We start from the raw sequence: 21,696 nt of genomic DNA, 5'->3' as shown, positions 1-21,696 counted from the left end.
TCCCAGTGTGGCCGATCACCCTCTCAGGTCGGCTACGCATCGTCGCCTTGGTGAGCCGTTACCTCACCAACTAGCTAATGCGCCGCAGGCCCATCCCCAAGTGACAGATTGCTCCGTCTTTCCAGTTTCCTTCAGGCGAAGGAAACAATTATTCGGTATTAGCTACCGTTTCCGGTAGTTGTCCCAAACTTGAGGGCAGGTTGCCTACGTGTTACTCACCCGTCCGCCGCTAACTATCAGAGAAGCAAGCTTCTCTGATAGTCCGCTCGACTTGCATGTATTAGGCATGCCGCCAGCGTTCGTCCTGAGCCAGGATCAAACTCTCCAATAAAGTATTGAAAAGAGCGATAAGCTCATTTTGAATCTGACGAGATTAAAAATCTCATTTGTGCTCCAGTCGATTCAAGCCAAGGCTTGTCTCAAACTTTCGCATTCATTCTGCAAGCAGAATGTTTACTCACTCGTTGTTCAGTTTTCAAAGATCAAACTTGTTTCGTTACTGAATGTTGTTCTCTTCAGCAACTCTTATATAATATCATGTCCGAACCAACTTTGCAAGCTCTTTTTTTAAGTTTCTTTCGAAGCTTATTTCATTCGCTTGCCGCACCGTGTAAACCGTGTTTTCTTGGCCGGATTAATAATATATCACGTATAGATATTAATTACAATACTTAATTTAATAAAATTCAGCTACTACAAATAAACTACTCTTACTGTGTTGCTCTCCTCTATCCCAGTGTAAAGTTTATTATAGCTTAAATGACATTCTTTCCATTCATACATCGCAATACATGTCTAATTGATTTTAAACTTATTAGCCTACATCTCCTCTCTTATATTTTAGCTTCATTAATATGCTCAATTTAGGTTGTCCTTTTATCAAGGTCATGCAAGATTACTGAGGGCACTTTAAGTTACCACGAGTATAAGTAGAGGTATTATTGAAGAAAACAAAAAAAGTGATGCACGCATATAACTATACGTGAACCACTTCCTTGTGTGTTATTACATTATATATAGAAGGAAACTCTTAATGTTGTGCCTGTGCTGATGCTGGAGGCGTCATCGTCATTTGTCCATTACCTGCTTTTTGCATGCCAACTCGCAGCAACGTAATTCCCCACGTAATAATCGAGATCAACAGAAGATGAACCATGAATCCACCCACAGCTTCTCCACTATAGATCAAACGCATAAATCCCTGTACCCCATTGGAAGCGGGTAGAAAGTTTCCGATGTAACGGTAGAATGGCGCCAGCATCTCGGCTGGAATGATATTTCCTGCTGTCATCAACTGGAGCGGAACCATCGCTACATTAAATAGAGGACCTGCATTGCCAAACAGGGCAAAACTCATTTGTGTAAAACAGATACAAGCCAGACTCACCAGCACATGATACAGATACAAAGCGCCGAAGGAGCTCGCAACATCTGTGAACTGAAGAGCTACTGTATCCACAATTAGGGGAACAATCAAAGCTATACACAATAACAGCAATTGCCGTCCCCAGAAGATTTCCCATTTGGAATGGGTACGCTTCATGATATTCGACGTAATATTAAACTGAATATTCATAGTCATCGAAGCAATATAGGTGATAAAACCCAGAATCATGGGCAGCATCGATGTTGCAAAATCACTCACGCTGTTCGTTTTATTAATTTCAGCCTTCACAGGCCCTTCATTCATCTTCGCCATCGCTTGTCCAATAGCTGCACTCAGTTCATCGCTGTTTATACTATCGTTATTGAGTGTCACTTGAACCTTGGATTCCAGAATCCCTTGACCCATTTGTGCAGTCATTCCGGTCGCAGCATGTTCCACAATGGATTTGGCTACATCGGCATTTCCCTGATTGATATAAAAGGGTAAGCTCGCCTCTGTGCCTCCTGCAATCTGGTCAGTGAATCCTTCCGGAATAACAATAACCATCGCATAGTTACCTGCATTCATCTGTTGCTCAGCTTCCTCGGCAGAACCCAGTACATTGACATGGAAAGGCGCGAGCGTTTCAATCTGCTTCTGCACCTCTTTTCCCTGTGTCCCGTCTTCGTTCACCAGAGCAACTTGAAGTTGATCCACTCTCTCCGTGGCTTGATGATAACCCGTCATCCAGATCACAACAAATAACAGCGGAACAATCAATGCAAAAACCAACCCTATTTTTGTCTGTGGCACTTTAAGAAAATCTTTGAAGCTTCTCATTCGTTCACGACTCCCATTAGTTAAAATTAAAATAATTGCACTACATATATATGCACATGCACATAATTGCTCAAAAAAATTTATTTCATCTTTTCATAGATGCGATTCATTACATTCATGAATGCTTCAAGCTCTTCAGGGGAACATTCGGCGAGTGCCTCTTGCTCTTGCTGTTTTGCCTTTGGTGTCAGAACGTTATTCATTTCCAATCCTTCCGCCGTCAAACAAAGCAAAACCGCTCTGCGATCCTGTGGATCTTCTTCTCTTGTCACCAGACCTTTGCGAATCAACTTGTCTATAATTTTGCCTACCGTTGTCTGGTCCCGCACTGTTAATTCAGCCAGTTTTTTCTGTGATATATGACTTCCAGCCTTGCTCAATTCATTCAAGACTGCAAATTGTTCCGGAGTAATATCCTGTTCACTCAGATTTCTGGTTGTTGTTTTTTTGTATGCCAGATACGTCCGTGACAGAATCAGTCCAAGTGGATTTTCATCCATATTAACAGGCATGCTGTTGCTCCTTTCTCTATATAGTAGCACTACCATCTAATTTGCGTAAGCTCTATATTATTACCATATTTACATTACTGTCAATTTAATTTTTTATCTTTTCAAGCAAAAAGAGACCCACCCGTTAGTCAGGCAGCTCTCTCCTCTGGCATCGTCAAGCCACACTTACTCGGGCTTGCCACTTGAAGTTTCGGTATCGTCCTTCTTCTTTGTGCCTTTACTTTTATAAGGCTTCGGTGCACTTTTCGCCCGGTTAGCAGCGGCTTGCCAACGGTTCCATCCTTTTTTACCCGTACCACGGCCGGTGCCGCCTTTTCCTTTTGCATTGCTCATGTTATCACTCCAATAATCCTGTATATGCTTAAAAATGACCGTCCTCGGTAACTTATTATGCAACCCAGCCCATCTAATTCACTTCCAGCAATTCTTATTATACCAAAAATCCACGTCTTTACGTCCATTTCCATAAATCATTGTATTGTTATTCTGTTATGAAAGCGGTATAGTGGACATAATTGAAAGAGGAAGCTGCGTCTTCTTCGGGATTGTTACTGGTGAGCAGGCGATACCCAAACCAAGGCTGTCTATTAAGCCTTAGTTTGGGTTTTTTGTTTTTATTACGACCAATTGAGGTGAAACACATATATGATCATCCGTCAGATTTTTAACAACAATGTCATCCGGGCTGAGAACCAGGTTGGTCACGAATTTGTTGTCATTGGCAACGGTCTTGGCTTCAAAAAGAAAAACGGACAGCCTGTGGATGAGGATAAAATCGAAAAAACCTTTGTGCTGAAATCGGATAAAATACCGCAAAAACTCATTGATCTGATTGGGGAAACATCGGTCGAATATTTGAAGTTAGCGGACGAAATTGTGGGTCATGCCAAAAAGGAAATGGGCGATATTTTTAGTGATAATATCTATATATCATTGATCGATCATATTCAGTTTGCCATTACCCGGTACCGTAAATCCGTCGGGCTGAAGAATTCCCTTTTGTGGCAGATCAAGAAGTTTTACAAGAAGGAGTTTGGGATTGGCATGAACGCTGTGGAGCTGATCCAGGAACAATTCGGCATCCAAATGGATGAACATGAGGCCAGCTTTATTGCGATGCATTTTGTAAACGCTCGTCAAGATGCTCAAGGTATGAAACAAACCGTTGAAATTACTGAAGTTATTGATGATATCTTCAACATTGTGACCAACCATTACCACATCGCCCTGGATGAAAATTCATTTAATTATTCCCGGTTTATTACCCATCTTCAATATTTTGTGCAGCGAATGTTGAGTAATGAACAGGAGCAATTTGCTTCTGGAGATAACTTTCTGTATGAACAGGTGAAGGACAAATATAGCAACGCTTTTGAGTGTACACAGCGGATCAATCAGTACCTTGAGGACAAGTTTGAAAGTGCCATGTCCATTGATGAAAAGGTGTATTTGACGATCCATATTCAACGTGTCACTTCCCGTAACGAGCTTCTCGACGCGGAATAAAAAAAGCTTGCAAACGATTTCGGCGTCATATATAGTAGGTCTCACAACTTAACGACAAGGATTGTTACTGCTCAAGCAGGCGATACCTAAATGATTGGCAACAGCTCATCTTTCCGATGATCTAGCCATTCGTTTAGGTATTTTTTTGTTTTCAGGCAATCTTAACAACAAAGGAGAATGAACATGGATCATAAAAAAATGGGGGATGACATCGTTCGTCTCGTCGGCGGAGAAGCCAATATCAATGGTCTTGTCCACTGTGCGACCCGGCTGAGATTCGACCTGAAAGATTCGAAAAAGGCCGAACGCGAAACGCTTGAAAAACATGACGGCATTATTACCGTTGTCGAAAGCGGCGGCCAGTTCCAGGTTGTCATCGGTAGTAACGTGGCTCATGTATATGCGGAGATTATGAAAAATCGGGATTTTGGAGGAGATTCCTCCTCATCGGCTCAGTCTACAGGGGAAAAAACCTCGCTATTATCCAAAGTTTTTGAAATTATATCCGGAAGTTTCTCGCCATTAATCCCGGCTATGGCAGGATCAGGTATGTTAAAAGCTTTGCTGACTGTCCTGACCATGCTCGGATGGATGTCGGACACAAGTGACACATACCTGATTTTATCCGCTGCCGGCAACGCTGTATTTTATTTCTTGCCCATCTTCCTTGGCATCACACTGGGTATGAAGCTGAAAGCCAATCCTTATGTAGCTGGCGTAATTGGTGCCGCTCTGATGGAACCGAGCTTCACGGGGCTGATGGATAAGGGCTCAGATGTATCGTTCCTGGGCATACCGGTTGTGATGATGAATTATTCAGCCAGCGTATTCCCAATCTTCATATCGATTAGTATCTACGCTGTTCTCGATAAATTACTCAAGAAAATCATTTTAAAAGACCTGCAATTGTTCCTTGTACCAATGATTGCTTTGATGATTATGGTTCCGCTGTCCGCAATGGCCTTTGGACCATTCGGTACCACGGTAGGTGACTGGATCTCCTCCGGCGTAACTTGGCTCATTGGGGTCAGCGGTATATTATCAGGGGTTGTACTCGGTGGATTCATGACCTTCATGGTTGTGTTCGGACTCCACTGGGGCTTCACTCCAATCACGATACAGAATATCGGGGTTGGCGGCGATCCGATTGAAGCCATGGCTGCTGCAGCTGTATTTGCACAAATCGGTGTAGCCTTCGGTATTTTCCTGAAAGCCAAAAAGAACAAAACCCTGCGCACTCTTGCTGGCTCAACCAGCCTTACAGGTTTACTTGCAGGAGTCACTGAACCAATTGTATACGGTTTGATCCTGCGTTATAAACGTGTGATTCCTATCGTGGTCATCGCAGGTGCGATCGGCGGTGCCATCAATGGTCACTTTGGTGTTAAAATGACTGCTTATGTGTTCCACAATATATTTGCCATTCCTGTCTATACACCAACGGTTGTCTACGTAATTGCGATTGCCTGCTCCTTTACGGTAGCCGCTGTATTAACCGTAATGTTTGGTTACGAAAGCAAAACCAAAGATACAGATTCCGTTGAAAACGAATCCGTCTCCAGCACATCGGCTGAAAGTACGCCGGTAGAGCTTCCTGTCGTACCTGAGACCAAAACAACGGAGATCAAGAAAGAACAAATTTATAGCCCGCTCACAGGTAAAGCCGTAGCACTGAATACCATTAATGACCCAGCTTTTTCGACTGGTGCTATGGGCAAAGGTTTGGCGATTGTGCCTGAGATTGGCGAAGTTGTCGCTCCGGTAGACGGTGTTGTCACTTCCCTCTTCCCGACAGGACATGCCATTGGATTAACCACAAACGCAGGAACGGAAATCCTGATTCATGTTGGCATCAACACAGTAGCACTAAAGGGAAAACACTTCTCTCCTGTCGTTCAAGAAGGTGATATCGTAAGACAGGGCGATCTGTTGATCCAGTTTGACATCGATAAGATCAAGGAAGCCGGATACGAAACCGTAACACCTGTCATTGTCACTCTAACGCAACAAGAAGTGGATGTGTTCGAAACAACTCAGGAACAGGTACAGAAAAATGATGTCCTGCTGACTCTCGTAGTCTGACCCAACTTATATTATACGAATTCAATTTAGGAGGAACTAACTATGAAACATACTCAACTGAAACCATTTCCTAAAGATTTTTTCTGGGGAGGTTCAACCTCTGCCTATCAGATTGAGGGAGCCTGGAATGAAGATGGTAAAGGCCCTTCTGTCATCGACATGGGGAATCATGTGGAAGGCGTAACCGACTTCAAGGTAACCAGTGATCACTATCATATGTACAAAGAAGATGTGGCGTTGCTCGCCGAAATGGGCTTTAAAGCCTACCGCTTCTCCATCGCATGGACACGCATCTATCCGCAAGGAGCAGGTGAAGTGAATCCGAAGGGCCTCGCCTTTTACGATTCCCTCATTAATGAGTTAATTAAATACGGTATTGAGCCCATTGTGACGATGTATCACTTCGATCTTCCTTATGCGCTTGAAGAAAAAGGCGGCTGGTCCAACCGAGCAACGATTGATGCTTTTGAACAATATGCCAAGACTCTTTATGAAAACTACGGAGATCGGGTTAAATATTGGCTGACCATCAACGAACAAAATATGCTAATCCTGCATCCTGGCTCTCTGGGTACACTGGATACAACACTTGTTGATCCGCAAAAAACACTGTATCAGCAAAATCATCACATGCTGGTTGCTCAAGCTAAAGCCATGGTCCTGTGTCATGAAATGCTGCCTGAAGCCAAGATTGGCCCAGCTCCCAATATCGGTGTAATTTACCCGGCGAGTTCCAAACCAGAAGACACACTCGCGGCTGATAACTATGCTGCCATTCGTAACTGGCTCTATCTCGATATGGCGGTATATGGACGTTATAACCATATTGCCTGGAGTTATCTCGAAGAGAAAGGATATACGCCTGTCATTGAAGACGGAGATATGGACATCCTGGCTCAAGGAAACCCTGACTTTATTGCGTTTAACTATTATACTTCCCAAACGGTTGGTGAAAGCCTGAACGATGGTAATGACTTCTCCCATACAGGAGACCAGCATGAAATCGTAGGTGAACCGGGCGCATATAGAGGATCTGTGAATCCCAATCTGCAAAAAACGGAGTTTGGCTGGGAAATTGATCCCGTGGGCTTCCGCTCTACCCTGCGCCAGATCTACTCCCGTTATCACCTGCCATTGATTGTTACGGAAAATGGTCTGGGTGCCTTTGATAAACTGGAGGAAGGCGACGTGGTTAACGATCCATATCGTATTGAATTCTTCAATAAACATATCGAACAGATTCAACTGGCGATTACGGACGGCGTGGATGTATTTGGCTTCTGCCCTTGGTCTGCGATCGATCTGGTTAGTACACATCAAGGGTCTAGCAAACGTTATGGATTCATCTATGTGGATCGTGAGGAATTCGATATCAAGGAATTGAGACGTATCCGCAAACAGAGTTTCCACTGGTATCAAAAACTGATTGAAACGAATGGAGAAATTCGTTAATACACGTGATATTAAAAAAGTCGACTGCACATGAAACATGTGTAGTCGACTTTTTTGGTGTTGATGCATTGATGTGAAAGCTTTCTTTTCTAATTATAAAATTACATTTCAGCCTTCGGTTGTTTTACCGCTTTGGCCCCTCTGAGTACCCGCAGGGATAACAGGAAACAGATCGCCAAAACGGCTGCTGCTGAAACATAAGGATAGTTAATATTCACATCGAACAGTGCTCCAGCTACGATTGGACCTGCGATATTCCCCAAACTGGTATACGCCGAGTTCAATCCGGCCACAAAGCCCTGTTGTTCTTGTGCCAGTTTGGACATCTGTGTACTAATCGCCGGACGTAAAATATCCATACCCAGAAAGACGATAAACGTTACGACAAGAATCATCCAGTACGTACTTACAAACAAGGTCAACAGTACAAATACGGCTACAAACAACAGACAGACTGAAATGACCATCTTTTCACCAAATCGATTGAGCAACCAACCGATCAGGGATACTTGCACAACCGCACCTGCGATGGAACCAAATGTAATGATAAATGCAATGTCTTTGGTCGTGAAGCCAAACTTGTGATCCACAAATAGTGAAAATACCGTCTCATAGTTCGCTAGACCAAATGCCATAACAAAAACAATAATCAAACTGAAAAAATACGGTTCACGGTATGAATTGAGCAATTGGGATACCATACCCGGAGCTTTGACCTTCTCTGCGCCAGCTACAGGTTTAGTTTGCTCTCCTGTGCTTCGCGTGGATTCCGGCAAAATAATCAATGTAATGATGGATGCCAGCAAACCGGCAACCCCAGCGGCGTAGAATGGAATTCGAATGCCAAAGTCCGCAATGTATCCACCAATTCCCGGACCGATGATAAATCCGGTTGTAATCGCTGCATTAATCAATCCCATACCTTTGCCGCGTTCTTCCTCTGTTGTAATATCTGCGGTGTAAGCCATAACCGCCGGGAAGATCATCGCCGCACCAATACCACCAAGCATCCGGGCTGCGAAGAGCAAGACTGGTGCATTGACCGCACCAAACATAAACTCGGATACGGCAAAGATCAGCATTCCACCAACGATAATTTTTTTACGTCCCCATGTATCCGACCAACGACCCGCAAGCGGGGAGAACAGAAACTGGGTGAAGGAAAAGGCCGCTACCAGCAATCCAACCGTGAATCCGGTGATATGCAGTAGATCCATATACGCAGGCATGATCGGTACAACCAGACCAATACCCGTAAAAACGAGAAAAATATTAAACATTAACAGCAGCAGTGCGCCCCTGTTCCGTGTTAGTAATGCCATGATTCCATCCTCCGTAGTTGTCAAAATGTTGCTTAAGCTTTATCTTTTGCAATCCCGTGCAAGAATACACTAGCGGCCTGGCGGTATAACGCAAGAGCCTGATCAGGCTCCATCCCCCGTGACATCTGACTAAGGCCAATAATGGTACTTTCCAATATGAGCGCGAGATTATCTACATTGTCTGCTTTGAACTCACCGCTCTCAATGCCTTGCTCTATCATTTGTTTATTAAATTGAATATGCCGCTCAAACATTAAGGAGATCCGCTCCTCAATATCATTTTCTTTCTTTTCCCCTGTGAAGAACTCATCAGCTGCCTTCGTCAGCGGATGATTCATATCGTCCAGAACTAATTGCTCCGCCAAACCATAAATCTTCTCCGTGGAGGTGTGATAGAGATGTTCTTTGGCCGCCCAGCTCTCTTCCCACTCCCGGTCCCACTCATCGATTAGATAGAGGAACAGACCTTCCTTACTTTTAAAATGGTAATATATATTGCCTTTGCTGCTGCCTGTCGCAGCTACAATATCCTCAATGGACGTTGCTTTATAACCTTTTTGTACAAAAAGGGCTTTGGAAGCATCCGCAAGTTTTTTCTTGGTCTGCTCAGTCTGTAGTTGTTTTTTATTCATATTCATTCCATTTCACTCCGTCCCATCCATACTGAACATTCGTTCTGTATTTTAACAGATGCACCCAATATAAGCAATGAAAAAGGAGAATTGGCACGCATGCCCACTCTCCCTCCACAATCATTTCACTTTTTTACCTTTACCATGCAATATTTTTAGTTGACCATTCTCATAACCCAACTGATACTCGACCCGATATTGCGATATTATATATTCCCCATCTTTGCGTTCATTTGCTGTAATCATTGCCTTCACTTCCATCTCGTCATCGCCTTTATTGACTGAGGATACCTCACTGATGGTCACCTCACTTGTATTCAGATATCCTTCTCTGAACTTGGCATATGTTGTAGCACTCTGCCACTCGCTTCCGAGCAGTGCATAAGCGGTGACATAATCACTCAGATTAAGGCTTGTATAAAAGTCCGTTACAATTCCTTCTGCTTGCAATGTCTTAGTGGCTGAGCCCAGGTGAGTATCTCCAACCGTCCGCACCGACGTTGTGCCAGAAGGATTTTTGGACCACGCCTGCACCTGCTTGAGCACACTAGTCATAGGAATACTGAATCCTATTCCCCCCTCCTGTTCCACGACCGCCGAATTAATGCCGATCACTTCACCAGTCTCCGCACTAATGAGTGGTCCACCACTGTTGCCATGGGTTATTGGTGCCGAGATCTGATAGAGGTTACTATAGATGTAAGGCGCTATTTCAAAGCTACGCCCCAACCCACTGATGATTCCGGTTGTTACGGTGTTCTCTAGCCCAAGTGGACTACCCAATGCCAGAATCTCGTCTCCGGTCTCAGTTTTGGATTTGGCGATGATTAACGGCTTAACTTTTTTCAAATCAGGAACTCTGACTACAGCTACGTCTGTTTCATCACCAATACCAATAACCGTCCCCTTATATTCCTCATGGTTCAAGGTCCGAATAGTTACTTCATTCGCCCCCTCCACTACATGGGCATTGGTCACGACATCTCCCTGATCATTGTAGAGAAAACCGGAGCCCAATCCGCTGCTACTCTCGATCGTTACAACTTTCTTCTGGCTTTCTTCTATAATCTGTTTGCGTGTCTTCTTCACAGGTTGCTTGGAGGCAGTCGTGGCTGCCGCATTTTCCGTTTCCTTCGCGGCAACAACTGCCAGTCTGGGCCCATCCTGCAACTGATCTGCTGAATGCTGGTGTATCCAGAACACGCCCCCTGCTCCAGCACCAATGATAATAGCACTGGATATGATCATACTCCATGTTCGTTTGGTCATTCCAACCTGTCCTCCTATTCGAGATACCACGTTGCATTCACAACAGAGATTTCCGCTTCCTCGTACACACCATAATAATAGGTTTCAAAAAAACCTTCTTCCCCCACATCCAGCCAGCTTGGATACACATCTGCATAAGTTTGGCCCAGATATATACCGTCTATATTATAAATATCAATCAACACTGTAATGGAAGAGATCGGACGAGTTGCATTATTGATCAATGAACCGCTAATATAAAGATCCCCGTACATATCAAGCGTCGCATCAACGTTCACGACACTTACTGCCGCCGTTCGATTCATCAGATCTTCTTCTGCAGCCTGTTGCTCCGCCAGTTGAATCCGATCCGCTTCCGCTTTTTCAAATGCCTTTTTTTCACTGAGCACCCGTTCACGATACGAAGTCAGTTTTTCATTTTCCGGCGCATAGGACAATCCCTGGTCGACCGTTTGTAACGCAATTGTGAAATTCTTTTGCTTTACTTGCTGTTCCGCCTCTTTATAACTTATGCTTGCGAGCTTGTCGACAATTTGCTTCTCTACTGTCTCAGCTTCCTTGCCTTTCAAGTCTGATATGGTGTCCAACTTCTCGGCTAGTGCCTCAATTGTTGTCAAACTGTCGATTTCCTTTTTCACCTTCAATACGGCCAGTGTTACCTTTCTGTTGTTGAATGCGGCACGCACTTTGGCAAAAACAGGTTCTTCCCGCTCCATCAACGCTTTGGCTACAGCCTGAATGGTCTTGTCTCCTGCGGACAGCTTTCCTGTCTTCAGACTTGTGGACGCCTCATCCAACTGATTCATCAAGTTGAACGCCTTCGCCGTAATTTGCCGATCCTGTATAAGTGCATCATAGTTCGGTCGTTTCGTTAGAGCGCTGTCCAGCAGTTGGAGAGCCTCTTTATATTTCCCCTCTAGTGCAGCCTGTTCCGCCTGTTGGTGCAGTGATTTAACCTCTGCATTTATACCTGTTTCCTGCTTGTAATAATACGTTAGCAAAGCTCCTACAACTACTGCCAGAAGTATGGGAATAATCCAGCTAAATGCAAGGCCTTGACCCGTATTTCCCTGTTTGGAAGCTGGTTGCTGCTGACGGGACAACGAATCAATTGCTTTTTGCGTTCCTTTATCCAAGTCAATGGCTGTTTCTGCCCAGATCTGTTCCTCTGTAGAGCTTGTTTCTTTCAATTTGGTTCTACACTTTCTGCACGTGTTATCCACCGGACTGTTTTTGGTCCCACATACATGACAATACACCCTGATCCCTCCACTTAAGAACATATGTATACTTCGCTTTCCCGGGGTTCGCCTATCGCATCAATTGCTAAAAAACACCAACATGAATCGATAATTATCATATAGCAAAAAGGAATATTACACCATATGTTCTGTAGATATCATGTTTAAACGAGTCATACTGGATGCAAAAAAAGCCTTCCTATTAATCTAGGAAGGCTCTAGTTATTTTCAGTTTATTACTCGGAAGGAAAAGCGCTGAGATCCATATAGGAAACTTCCCACAGGTGATCATCCAGATCCTGAAAACTCCATCCGTACATAAATCCGTGATCTTGTGGCTCGTTGGATGGCTTCCCTCCTGCATCGAGGGCAGCTTGTACAATCACATCTACCTGCTCACGGCTATCTACAGACAGGGCAACGATGACTTCGGTTGTATCGGCGGCATTGGAGATTTTTTTTGAAATGAAGGATTGGAAACGTTCCTCCACCAGAAGCATGGCGTAAATATTTTCCCCGATGATCATACAAGTAGCAGACTCGTCCGTAAAATTGGCATTAAACTCAAATCCCACCTTGGTAAAAAACTCAACGGATTTCTTCAAATCTTGGACAGGTAAATTAACAAAAATCTGCTTAGCACGAATAGCCACCATCGTTCACCTCGAACTCATAGAATACATTCCACCTCAAAATAACACCTCGCGAATACGCTGTCAATTGAATATAATGGAGACATTCCAACTTGTGAGGTGACACGGATGTTGCTCCGTATTGTTCGAAGTAATTAGTCGTCGGGCTGGGTCAAAACGCGTACCAGCTATCAAGGGACACGTCTGTCCATTTGATCCTATTCGACCATTTACATTAGAACGATTTGGCATAACTCTTTTGTCCTGTTCAAACAAATCACATTGGAGGAATATGAAAATGAAAAACAAAATAGATTACGATGACTTTTATGAACGCGTAGGCCGGACGAATGGCTGGAACTTCAGCTCCATGAACGTTGTCTCGGAGAACATCGGATGGAACTTCTATGAGGAAGTTGTCCGCCATACGCGATCGTCCGATCTGTTGCTGGATATTGGAACAGGTGGTGGAGAAGCCATTCTGTCCATTGCGGAAGAAGCTTTATTGCTAGTGGGAATTGATCTCGCTCAAGGAATGATTGAGACCGCACAGCATAATCTTCAGGCTATGGGCGGTCATTCCAATGTACGCTTTCTTCATATGGACGCAGAAAAACTAGATTTTCCAGATTGCTTCTTTAATGTGGTATCTTCCAGACACTCCGGATTCTCTGCTTCAGAAGTATTTAGGGTTCTTGCTCAGGGTGGGATATTTCTAACCCAGCAGGTCAGCGAACATGACAAATCCAACCTTTCAGAAGCTTTTGGCCGTGGACAGAGCCTTGGCATTCAACCTGGCACATTGATGGAACGATACAAGCATGAACTTCAAAGAGCAGGTTTCCATGACATTCAGGCCCATGAATATAATGTGGTGGAGCATTACGCTACACCCGAAGATTTGATGTTTCTCCTAACCCATGCACCCATCATTCCCGATTTCGGAAAGGTAGACACTGACTTCGAGCGATTCCAGCAGTTTGTGAATGAACATCACGACGAGAAGGGCATTCATACCAACTCGGCACGCTTCATGATCACTGCTCGGAAATAAATGATTCCATATTGAATAAAATGAAATAAAAAAGACCCGGTCACATGTGAGAACTATAACATGGTTACCGGGTCTTTTTATGATGTTTGCGAGGCTATATATTAAATCGGATTTACTGCGTAATCTCCAACTTTTCCAAAAAAGGCTTTAATTTATCCACGACATAGTGGCTTCCCCCTCGGCCGTTCACCTCTTCAATTACAGCGGATAACAGGAAAGTCGGAGAGTCGGTATCAAACACTACGAAAAATCCGTTTTCCTGTCCCTTCTCTCCCTTTTTTGCTTTCAGTTCCGCTGTTCCTGTCTTGCCCGCGAGTCCTCCAGGAATTGAATTCAAGGTATGGGCGGTGCCTCCCTGCCGGGAAACAACTTCTCCCAAAGCATCCTTAACCGTATTTGCGGCTTCCGGAGTAATGATTAACTCAGGCTCAGTGCTTTCTTTTCCCTCGATCAGAACAGGTTTCACCAGCTTCCCTTCATTAATAAAAGGTGTAAATGACGACGCCAGATGTATCGGGGACATTAACATCTCCCCTTGCCCGTAGGACGTATCAGCGAGCAATACCTCGGAAGACAGATCCAGATGTGCTTCGTTGGCATATTGGCTTGGCTTCAGATACAGTTCATCCAGTCCAAAGTTATCGCCAAAACCAAACTTCTGGATCCCATCAATAAACTTGGTGCTGCCCATCTCAATCGCTTCCATGGCAAAGTAAATATTGTCCGAGTACACCAGAGCATCGACCATATTAACCGGGGATAAACTCTTCACACGCTTAACATAATAACCGCCCCAGCTATCGTCTTTGCGCCATTGCAAGCCAGAGATATCATGGGTTTTGTCCGCTGTAGTCACCTTCTCCAGCAGTCCCGCTGCGGCTGTAATCGCTTTGAAAGTTGATCCTGGTGCATACCGGGTAGTGACTCTGTTGATAAAAGGAAGCTTCTCATTCGCCGAATAAGCATCCCACTCTACCTGAGTAAGTCCTGTAACCATCTTGTTCGGGTTATAGGAAGGCGCACTGACCAACGCTAACAGGTTGCCGTCCGTCGGATCCATCAGAACCATTGCACCGGCATCTCCACCACTGGATAATGTCTGATACAATTTCTTTTGTTGTTTGGAGCTAATCGTCAGTTGAACATTCTGTCCATCTACAGCATCCTTACGAATAAGCTCAGAACGGGAGTTACCGGATTCATCTGTGATTTCAATCAGACCACCACGTTCACCACGCAGCTGCTTCTCCATGGACTGCTCCAAACCCGCCTTGCCAATCCAATCTTCTGCGCGATAATATCCTTCCGTATCCTTATCCAGATCTTCCTTGGTGGCTTTGCGCACGTATCCAATCAGGTGTGCAGCCGCATTGCCGAGTGGATAATAGCGGATTTCCTTGCTTTGCATCGTAACCCCGCTTAAAGATTCTGGTACGTCAAACTCCTCCGTTGAACCAATCGGGACAAAATACTCTGGCTTCACCCATGTCTGCGCAAGCGCCTTGTGAATGGCATCTTCCGAAACCTGATAATGGCTCGCAATTCGGGCAATCATCTGGTCCGGGTTATCCCCAAGTTTCTCAGGTACAATGCCCCATTCATTCATCGTGCCCTTAGTAGCGAGCGGCAAACCATCACGATCCACAATGTCTCCACGATCCGGGAACAGTGTCCTCACTCGTACCTTACTGCCCTTAACCATGTCATTCAGGATCAGTGAAGGCTGCCAGTTAATTTTCCAGTTTTTCCCTCCGTCCTCAAGCTCCTGCCGGACCATTTTCAATGTATGCGTCTCACTGACTTCTCCCAAAAAAGTTGTCAGTTGCAGGTTGTAATCCACCTCATATGTATCCGGGTTTTGTTTCTCTGCATCGGTCTTACTGCCATCGGAAGCCGTTTCGTCAACCTCCACAGGTTTAACCTCCGCCTTGACGGTGGATACTTCCATACCCGAATAGATCGCATTGTATTTCTCAACAAATTGTTCCTTGTTCATGCCCGACTCTTGCAGCGAAGCAGGTGTCATCAAGGTGTACAACTGGTCAAATTCTTTTTTTTGCAGATGCTCTATGTATTGATTCACGGTAGTCTGGGGCTTAGCCTCTGCTTCTTTGTTATTCTGCATGTATAGATACATTCCGATTCCACCTGCAAACAAGATGGGCAGCAGTCCGTACATTAATTTACGTTTTGATTTCATGGTTACATCACCTCTAATATACACTATAGATTTCCAGAGCCATTTAAACAATGAAACAAATCTGACGAATTTATCATTAAAAATAGCCGAAAGCTCACATAATATGTTTAAATAAGGAGAGTGAGATTACATACTAAAGCTTTTTTGCTATGCAAAAGGCTGAAAAGGAGCCCGATGATGGAAATCAGCTATTTTTTACTCCCCAAAGCCGAAGTGGCCTATATCAAGTCTACCGCTTCCATGAAAGATGCTATTGAGCAATTGGAATCGCAACACTACACCGCCGTTCCCGTGATTGACCAGGATGGAAAATATGTTGCGACCCTGTCCGAAGGCGATTTGTTATGGAAAATGCGAAATACACCCGGATTGACTTTTGATACGATGGATCAGGTTCAGGTCCATGAGATTAACAATCGGGTATATAATGAATGTGTATTCATTGAGGCTGAAATGGAGGATATGCTGACACTTGCAGCAGACCAAAATTTTGTGCCCGTGGTGGATGTCGATCGTGTCTTCCTCGGTATTATCCGTCGTAAGGATATTATTGAATACTATACGCGTAACATTTCGGATTAAATGAAGTCAAACATCCTGTAATAAACGAATATTCAACTCGAAAGGGTACTCCTGTGGTCATGTTTTGGCCAAACCGGGGTACCCTTTTTGTTTCATGGTCTGGTCGGAATCATTCTAGTTACGCTTAGCCCGCTCTTCAATGTAATAACTCAACACGTCCCTCGGACTTCCCTGAAATGCACGCTCTCTGCCGAACTCATACGCCTGATGCAAATACGAATACGCCTCGTCATGCTGTTCAAGTCTCATGCAGATCATGCCGAGATCGATCAACGGACTCGTACTTCTATCCGAACTCCGCGTACTTAACGATATCTCAGCCCACGGCTTGGCCAGTCCATACTGCTTCAGATCGATATGTGCATTCGCATGACAGGATGCGATCCAGCTTGCAATCTCCCATTCCATCTTCGGCTCGGGCAACATGCCCCATGCCTGATCATAATAGATAAGTGCTTGTTCATGTTGTTGCGTCTCATCCAGCACATTACCGGCTTCTACCGTTTCTACAATTTGTCGCTCCAGTTCGGCATGTTCCGGTGTCAGATCTTTCATTGCACCGTCTCCTCCTCCAGAACGAAATACCACTCCAGAAAAGCATTGAAATCAGCCCACTGCGGCTCACTCTCGCCATTAAGAAACCGTTCAATCGATTCACCCAGTTCCACCAGTACCACTTCTCCCGTCTGACGGTTGTAGAAAAATCCACCTTCACCTTCGAAACTGTCCAGTGGAATATACGCCTCGGGAAGTCCCAGTGTAAGCTGTGCTACATCCATGTCTTCCATATATACGGTGTTCTCCATAAACCAGCAGATCTGATACAACTCCTGATGCCTGCTGTAGAAAGTTGGTCCATCCTCTGCATGTAAATAAAATTGTGCAAAACCCGATTGAAGATCAATTCCAAGCTTCCGCAATGCTTCTTCGTAGGCTGCTGGAACATCTTCATGCCACCAGCCTTGCTCCTGGCAATGATCAATCACTTTATTGGATAACATCGCAGACCTCCTAATTCAATTTTGCTCACACAGATTTTACAGGTATCCAGACTTGGGGAGGTGTGCCATCACCTTTGTACACTTCAAGTTCTGGAATCCCTGCATGCTGATATGAAGTGGAAGGAAACCACTCTGTCATAATATAGTGCCACAACCGTTGTATCGCTTCCGGCTCTAGTTCATCAGCTTCAATACGACCCAATCGGACGCAGGAAGTTCGATGGACACCAAACCTTCAGGCACTTCACCTGAGTAAGAGGTAGCAATCCAATACTCCATTTGATTATCCTTCAGCTCTCTCTGATCTACACAGATGCCCACCAGACCGGGAATAGCTCCGTTATTGAACCCGTTTAAACGTTCCTCAATGCCGTCTGCCAAAGCATCCTGCCACATCTTAGGAATTTCTCTTAAATTCTCTCCACCCACACAAGAGAACGTTCGTTTGATGCCCACAAAGGTAAGGGACTGTTGTTCGATCACATTATCATTCACATTCATTAGATGGACTCCTCTCCGAGAGCGATACGGGGCACGGTTCTCCATGACCCATTCATGTTGTCTCATAGTTGATATGTATCTCCGTTATGTCCTACAGATACTTTATCAAAAGAGCAGAACGATTGGAAATAGCGCCGGTGCTACTGGTCATATGAAAGTAGCAGGAACAGAAGTAGACGTGCGATTCATGACTTAAAAGAATATTTACCTACCATTCGTTCCTGCTCGATGTTGGGAGATAGACATACTGGGTTCTTCCCGTCCTTCATTTCCTTATTCTGGTGCAACTTTCTCCCTAGTCGTTCGTCTAACTACTGACCAACAACTAAGGAGATGACTATGCGAATAACTTGCAGCCCCGGTTTTCCTGGAAGCATGATTGGATCGATTGATCTTCAGCCATCGAAGTATTACACCCCACCTTCCAGTAACAGTAAGATCACAGAATATGTTGACCCCGAACTCGTTACCATTCCCTATGTAGAAGATCCGGAATTCGGATCACACTTTGACAACATGAAGGTTATGAACGGAACTTATAAAGATGAAATGCATGTGAGCTATGATGTCGAATTTACGATTGATGTAGATAAAAAAGGTTATATTACGCAATTCGAGCATACGTTCCAGCTGGAACGTTATCTGGATCTGGTTCGCACAAAGTCCTATAAAGTGATCAAGACAAACTGGCGCGGACAAACATTTCACGTGATGACGTACAGTTACCTGGAGGAAGTCATTCATCCGAAAAATGTTCTTTTTAAATGTAACATCGCAGAAGACGTTTTTGTGGTAGCTGAACTTGTCTCCAATCGCTCAGATGAAAGCGTAACTGAGCACGGTATCAGGGATCTTCATTTCCGTGCATTAATCTCGGCACGAGATGATCTGTACCCATTAGATTATATGTGTGAGCCTGATTTCGACCTGAGTCTCGACTAAAAAGTAGATACATATGTAGAAAGAGCATAAGCAGTCCCCAATCAGCGGGGTGGCCTGTGCTCTTTTTTTAACAAATGAACCACCAACTCCCTAATTTAAACATCCTCCTTCACATGCTCGGCCTTATGCTCTCATGCCTGGTCCTAAGCAAAACCAGCTGTAATGTCGATGAATATACCATAATGCTGAACATGCATATGTTCTTCGTACGTTCAGATATGAGAGGGGTTGGAAACATGGTTTACCGGAAAAATAAAATACATTCACTGTTCACTCTGCCCTTGGCAGGTTTGCTGTTTCTGTTATGGGGTGCTCAAGCGGCACATGCGGAACAGGTCGACAGTTTGTTACCTGAGCGAAGTCAGCAGGAGATTGTCCAAAAGTGGAATCAGTGGATGAATGGCAATGATACATCTCCCCTGTATACAAAGACACCTTCGACAAGTGCTCCCTACTCTGCTGGTGTGGTAAGTGACGCCTATCTGGAACAAGGGCTGAATGCAGCCAACTTTTATCGTTTTATCACGGGGCTACAGGGCGATCTTGTCCTTGATCCGGAATTGAATCGTCAAGCCCAGCATGGGGCTGTTGTGGTCTCCACGGGCGGATACCTGTCCCATTCTCCAAAACAGCCAGGAGATATGCCAAAGGATTTCTTTGACACCGGTTCAAAGTCTGCCAGCAGCTCCAATCTGTACGTTACCAGCAGTGCAAAGAATAACGTCCTGACAAAAAGCATACAGGCCTACATGAATGATTCAGACGCCTCCAATATTGATCGACTCGGTCATCGGCGCTGGATTTTGAGTCCACAACTGCAACGAATCGGATTTGGACTCGCCACTCGTAGTGAAGCAGGCAAGACATATGATCAGTACTATAGTGCCATGCAGGTATTTGATAAAAGCAGAACTGGGGGAACTTCGTTCAACTACAGCCTGTTCCCGAATCAGGGCGCATTTCCAATCGAAGCTTTTGGCAGCACACAGGCCTGGTCTGTTCAACTGAATACAGATGTATTTGCGAAACCATCACTATCTGAGGTACAGGTCGAGATGACTCGGACTTCCGATCAACGTACATGGACCTTTAATGCAAAGAATCAGAACAGTGGCTTTCCAACCGGTTATTACAACGTGGACCCTGCGGATAAACAATGGTTTAATCAAGCCTATTTCAATGTAGAGACAGGTGGATATGGATATGGTTACGCCATCATATTCCGTCCCGACGATGTGCAATTGTTAAAAAACGGCGATACGTTCAACATTCGAATTACAGGTCTGCAAAAGAAAAACGGTACAGCAGCGGAAATCTCATACTCCACACGTTTCTTCCATGTGGACGGTGTTCAAGATACAACTCTTACCCGCATAACGCCAGGACAACCAAACCTGAAAGTCCGAGCAGGAGAACAGATTGATCTGCCTTCAATCACTGCCGTGAATGATAACGGAACATCCTATGTTCCACAGTCTAACGTTTCCTTCACCACGACGTCAGATCGCATTGCCATCAAGGATGGAAAAATCATTGGACTTCAGGCTGGTAAAGCCGAAATTCGGATTCGTTTTGAAGGGAAAGAAGCTGTTGTCTCTGTTACGGTAACGGGAATTCCCCAATTAACTGATATCCGCACACATTGGGCGAAAGATGCCATTCAATGGGCCGTTCAACAGGAGATGGTCAGTGGATACGAGGATGGAACGTTCAAACCCAACAATCAGGTGAGTGAAGCCGAATTCCTCTCTATGTTGTTCAAGCTGTATGCGAATTCCCATGTCATTCAGAGCATAGATGCTGCAGAGGGACAAGCTATCAAAGAAAACATCTGGAGTGATCGTTACTACACCTATGCTTCCGCGTTGAATCTGAAACTGGATGCCAGCAAACAGAAGCCGAAGCTGCGCAATCGTGCCTTGAACCGAACAGAAGTAGCCGTTATCGTGGCGGGGCTTGGCGGTAAAAATTATACCCAGGACGACGATGCCATCCGGTATCTGCTGAACATGGGATACTCTTCAGGCAAAACCACAGCTACGGTGCAAGGTTATGCGGGACAAGAATCCTTGACCCGGGCAGAGGCCGTTGTTTTTCTCCAGAACCTGAAGGAAAAAGGCTTCGAACTATGGAGCAGGCCAAAGAATGCCACTGAAGCTACCGAGAATGAAAAGAACGGCGGACTACCGGATCAGACCATGAAAGCAGTATATTCTTCCGATCACACACTGGTCCTTCAAGGTACGTTCCCGGCGTATGCCAACCAGACGATGCCGATCAAAATCCATGGTCCTTCGCCTGCTGTAGAGCACATCCAGACGCAACAGGTTACAACAGATGCCTATGGCAATTTCAAATTAACGGTAAGTAACCTTGATGCGAAGGAACTTAACCTCTATGTGGACGTGCGCGAAGATTATTCCTACTGGATCAGTGTAGAGGCGGGGCGAACTGCGATAAGTGATTATACGGAGTAACATGTAAAAAACCAGCTTAGGAATTCTACATGGAATTCCCAGCTGGTTTTTTTTCTCGAAACATATTATTTCTGGTGTGAACATG

The 21,696-nt window shown here is 44.7% G+C and carries 20 protein-coding genes and 1 rRNA gene; 7 read left to right on the top strand and 14 right to left on the bottom strand.

The window, feature by feature from the left end; translation table 11 throughout:
* The 4 genes from CXK86_RS25005 to CXK86_RS24990 form a co-directional block, all read right to left on the bottom strand.
* Nucleotides 1–331, bottom strand: a 16S ribosomal RNA gene (locus tag CXK86_RS25005); the annotation flags it as partial.
* 699 nt (nt 332–1,030) lie between these two features.
* Entirely contained in the window at nt 1,031–2,206 is a 1,176-nt protein-coding gene (locus CXK86_RS25000; RefSeq protein WP_101314788.1) for a YhgE/Pip domain-containing protein, read from the bottom strand.
* 80 nt (nt 2,207–2,286) lie between these two features.
* Nucleotides 2,287–2,718, bottom strand: coding sequence for a MarR family winged helix-turn-helix transcriptional regulator (locus tag CXK86_RS24995; protein ID WP_036605963.1), 432 nt, complete (start codon nt 2,716–2,718; stop codon nt 2,287–2,289).
* Between the two features lie 165 nt (nt 2,719–2,883).
* Nucleotides 2,884–3,051, bottom strand: coding sequence for a DUF3934 family protein (locus CXK86_RS24990; RefSeq protein WP_074093608.1), 168 nt, complete (start codon nt 3,049–3,051; stop codon nt 2,884–2,886).
* Nucleotides 3,052–3,363: 312 nt separating this feature from the next.
* Between CXK86_RS24990 and licT the strand changes: the two genes are divergently transcribed.
* The 3 genes from licT to CXK86_RS24975 all read left to right on the top strand — a co-directional run bounded on the left by licT (nt 3,364) and on the right by CXK86_RS24975 (nt 7,758).
* Complete coding sequence (licT, locus tag CXK86_RS24985; RefSeq protein ID WP_036668276.1) at nt 3,364–4,224, top strand: BglG family transcription antiterminator LicT; 861 nt, start codon at nt 3,364–3,366, stop codon at nt 4,222–4,224.
* A gap of 183 nt (nt 4,225–4,407) precedes the next feature.
* The gene (locus CXK86_RS24980; protein ID WP_101314787.1) at nt 4,408–6,306 is read left to right on the top strand and encodes a beta-glucoside-specific PTS transporter subunit IIABC; all 1,899 of its coding nucleotides are present in this window, start codon (nt 4,408–4,410) and stop codon (nt 6,304–6,306) included.
* Nucleotides 6,307–6,348: 42 nt separating this feature from the next.
* Nucleotides 6,349–7,758 (top strand): glycoside hydrolase family 1 protein, encoded by a 1,410-nt coding sequence (locus CXK86_RS24975; RefSeq protein WP_074093605.1) that lies wholly within the window; start codon nt 6,349–6,351, stop codon nt 7,756–7,758.
* A 101-nt stretch (nt 7,759–7,859) separates the two neighbouring features.
* On the opposite strand, the gene CXK86_RS24970 is transcribed toward CXK86_RS24975, so the two are convergent.
* From CXK86_RS24970 to CXK86_RS24950, 5 genes are all read right to left on the bottom strand, one after another.
* Nucleotides 7,860–9,080 carry an MFS transporter gene (locus CXK86_RS24970; RefSeq protein ID WP_101314786.1) on the bottom strand — a complete coding sequence of 407 codons (1,221 nt, stop codon included), beginning with the start codon at nt 9,078–9,080 and terminating at the stop codon, nt 7,860–7,862.
* A gap of 32 nt (nt 9,081–9,112) precedes the next feature.
* Entirely contained in the window at nt 9,113–9,712 is a 600-nt protein-coding gene (locus tag CXK86_RS24965) for a TetR/AcrR family transcriptional regulator (protein WP_091019814.1), read from the bottom strand.
* A 120-nt stretch (nt 9,713–9,832) separates the two neighbouring features.
* Nucleotides 9,833–10,981: a S1C family serine protease gene (locus CXK86_RS24960; RefSeq protein WP_101314785.1), complete on the bottom strand. Its 1,149-nt coding sequence runs from the start codon at nt 10,979–10,981 to the stop codon at nt 9,833–9,835.
* Nucleotides 10,982–10,995: 14 nt separating this feature from the next.
* Complete coding sequence (locus tag CXK86_RS24955) at nt 10,996–12,171, bottom strand: FxLYD domain-containing protein (protein WP_180361870.1); 1,176 nt, start codon at nt 12,169–12,171, stop codon at nt 10,996–10,998.
* A 287-nt stretch (nt 12,172–12,458) separates the two neighbouring features.
* Entirely contained in the window at nt 12,459–12,875 is a 417-nt protein-coding gene (locus CXK86_RS24950) for a VOC family protein (RefSeq protein ID WP_101314792.1), read from the bottom strand.
* Between the two features lie 277 nt (nt 12,876–13,152).
* Here CXK86_RS24950 and CXK86_RS24945 point away from each other — a divergent pair, with 277 nt between their 5' ends.
* Nucleotides 13,153–13,908: a class I SAM-dependent methyltransferase gene (locus tag CXK86_RS24945; protein ID WP_101314783.1), complete on the top strand. Its 756-nt coding sequence runs from the start codon at nt 13,153–13,155 to the stop codon at nt 13,906–13,908.
* A gap of 112 nt (nt 13,909–14,020) precedes the next feature.
* Here the strand turns inward: CXK86_RS24945 and pbp4 are convergent, their stop codons facing one another.
* Complete coding sequence (pbp4, locus tag CXK86_RS24940; RefSeq protein ID WP_101314782.1) at nt 14,021–16,108, bottom strand: penicillin-binding protein PBP4(5); 2,088 nt, start codon at nt 16,106–16,108, stop codon at nt 14,021–14,023.
* A gap of 177 nt (nt 16,109–16,285) precedes the next feature.
* Here pbp4 and CXK86_RS24935 point away from each other — a divergent pair, with 177 nt between their 5' ends.
* On the top strand, nt 16,286–16,690 hold the full coding sequence (locus CXK86_RS24935; protein ID WP_036605969.1) for a CBS domain-containing protein: 405 nt from the start codon (nt 16,286–16,288) through the stop codon (nt 16,688–16,690).
* 114 nt (nt 16,691–16,804) lie between these two features.
* Here the strand turns inward: CXK86_RS24935 and CXK86_RS24930 are convergent, their stop codons facing one another.
* From CXK86_RS24930 to CXK86_RS24920, 4 genes are read right to left on the bottom strand one after another with little or no spacing between them, the layout of a single operon-like run.
* Entirely contained in the window at nt 16,805–17,245 is a 441-nt protein-coding gene (locus tag CXK86_RS24930; RefSeq protein ID WP_076253745.1) for a hypothetical protein, read from the bottom strand.
* Nucleotides 17,242–17,691, bottom strand: a complete 450-nt coding sequence (locus CXK86_RS24925) for a hypothetical protein (RefSeq protein WP_076253746.1) — start codon at nt 17,689–17,691, stop codon at nt 17,242–17,244. The genes CXK86_RS24930 and CXK86_RS24925 overlap by 4 nt, the downstream gene beginning before the upstream one ends.
* 25 nt (nt 17,692–17,716) lie before the next feature.
* Nucleotides 17,717–17,830: a hypothetical protein gene (locus CXK86_RS32765; RefSeq protein ID WP_257468183.1), complete on the bottom strand. Its 114-nt coding sequence runs from the start codon at nt 17,828–17,830 to the stop codon at nt 17,717–17,719.
* Nucleotides 17,831–17,865: 35 nt separating this feature from the next.
* Complete coding sequence (locus CXK86_RS24920; protein WP_256720176.1) at nt 17,866–18,192, bottom strand: GyrI-like domain-containing protein; 327 nt, start codon at nt 18,190–18,192, stop codon at nt 17,866–17,868.
* Nucleotides 18,193–18,531: 339 nt separating this feature from the next.
* Here CXK86_RS24920 and CXK86_RS24915 point away from each other — a divergent pair, with 339 nt between their 5' ends.
* Together CXK86_RS24915 and CXK86_RS24910 are read left to right on the top strand one after the other, a co-directional pair.
* Nucleotides 18,532–19,134 carry a hypothetical protein gene (locus tag CXK86_RS24915; RefSeq protein ID WP_076253747.1) on the top strand — a complete coding sequence of 201 codons (603 nt, stop codon included), beginning with the start codon at nt 18,532–18,534 and terminating at the stop codon, nt 19,132–19,134.
* 236 nt (nt 19,135–19,370) lie between these two features.
* Nucleotides 19,371–21,611 (top strand): S-layer homology domain-containing protein, encoded by a 2,241-nt coding sequence (locus CXK86_RS24910; protein WP_076253748.1) that lies wholly within the window; start codon nt 19,371–19,373, stop codon nt 21,609–21,611.
* Nucleotides 21,612–21,696: the final 85 nt, after the last annotated feature.

Origin of the sequence: Paenibacillus sp. BGI2013 (assembly GCF_002843485.1) — a bacterium.
Classification (GTDB): domain Bacteria; phylum Bacillota; class Bacilli; order Paenibacillales; family Paenibacillaceae; genus Paenibacillus; species Paenibacillus amylolyticus.
The sequence above is the reverse complement of the archived record's forward strand: the minus strand, read 5'-3'. Positions and strand labels throughout refer to the sequence as shown.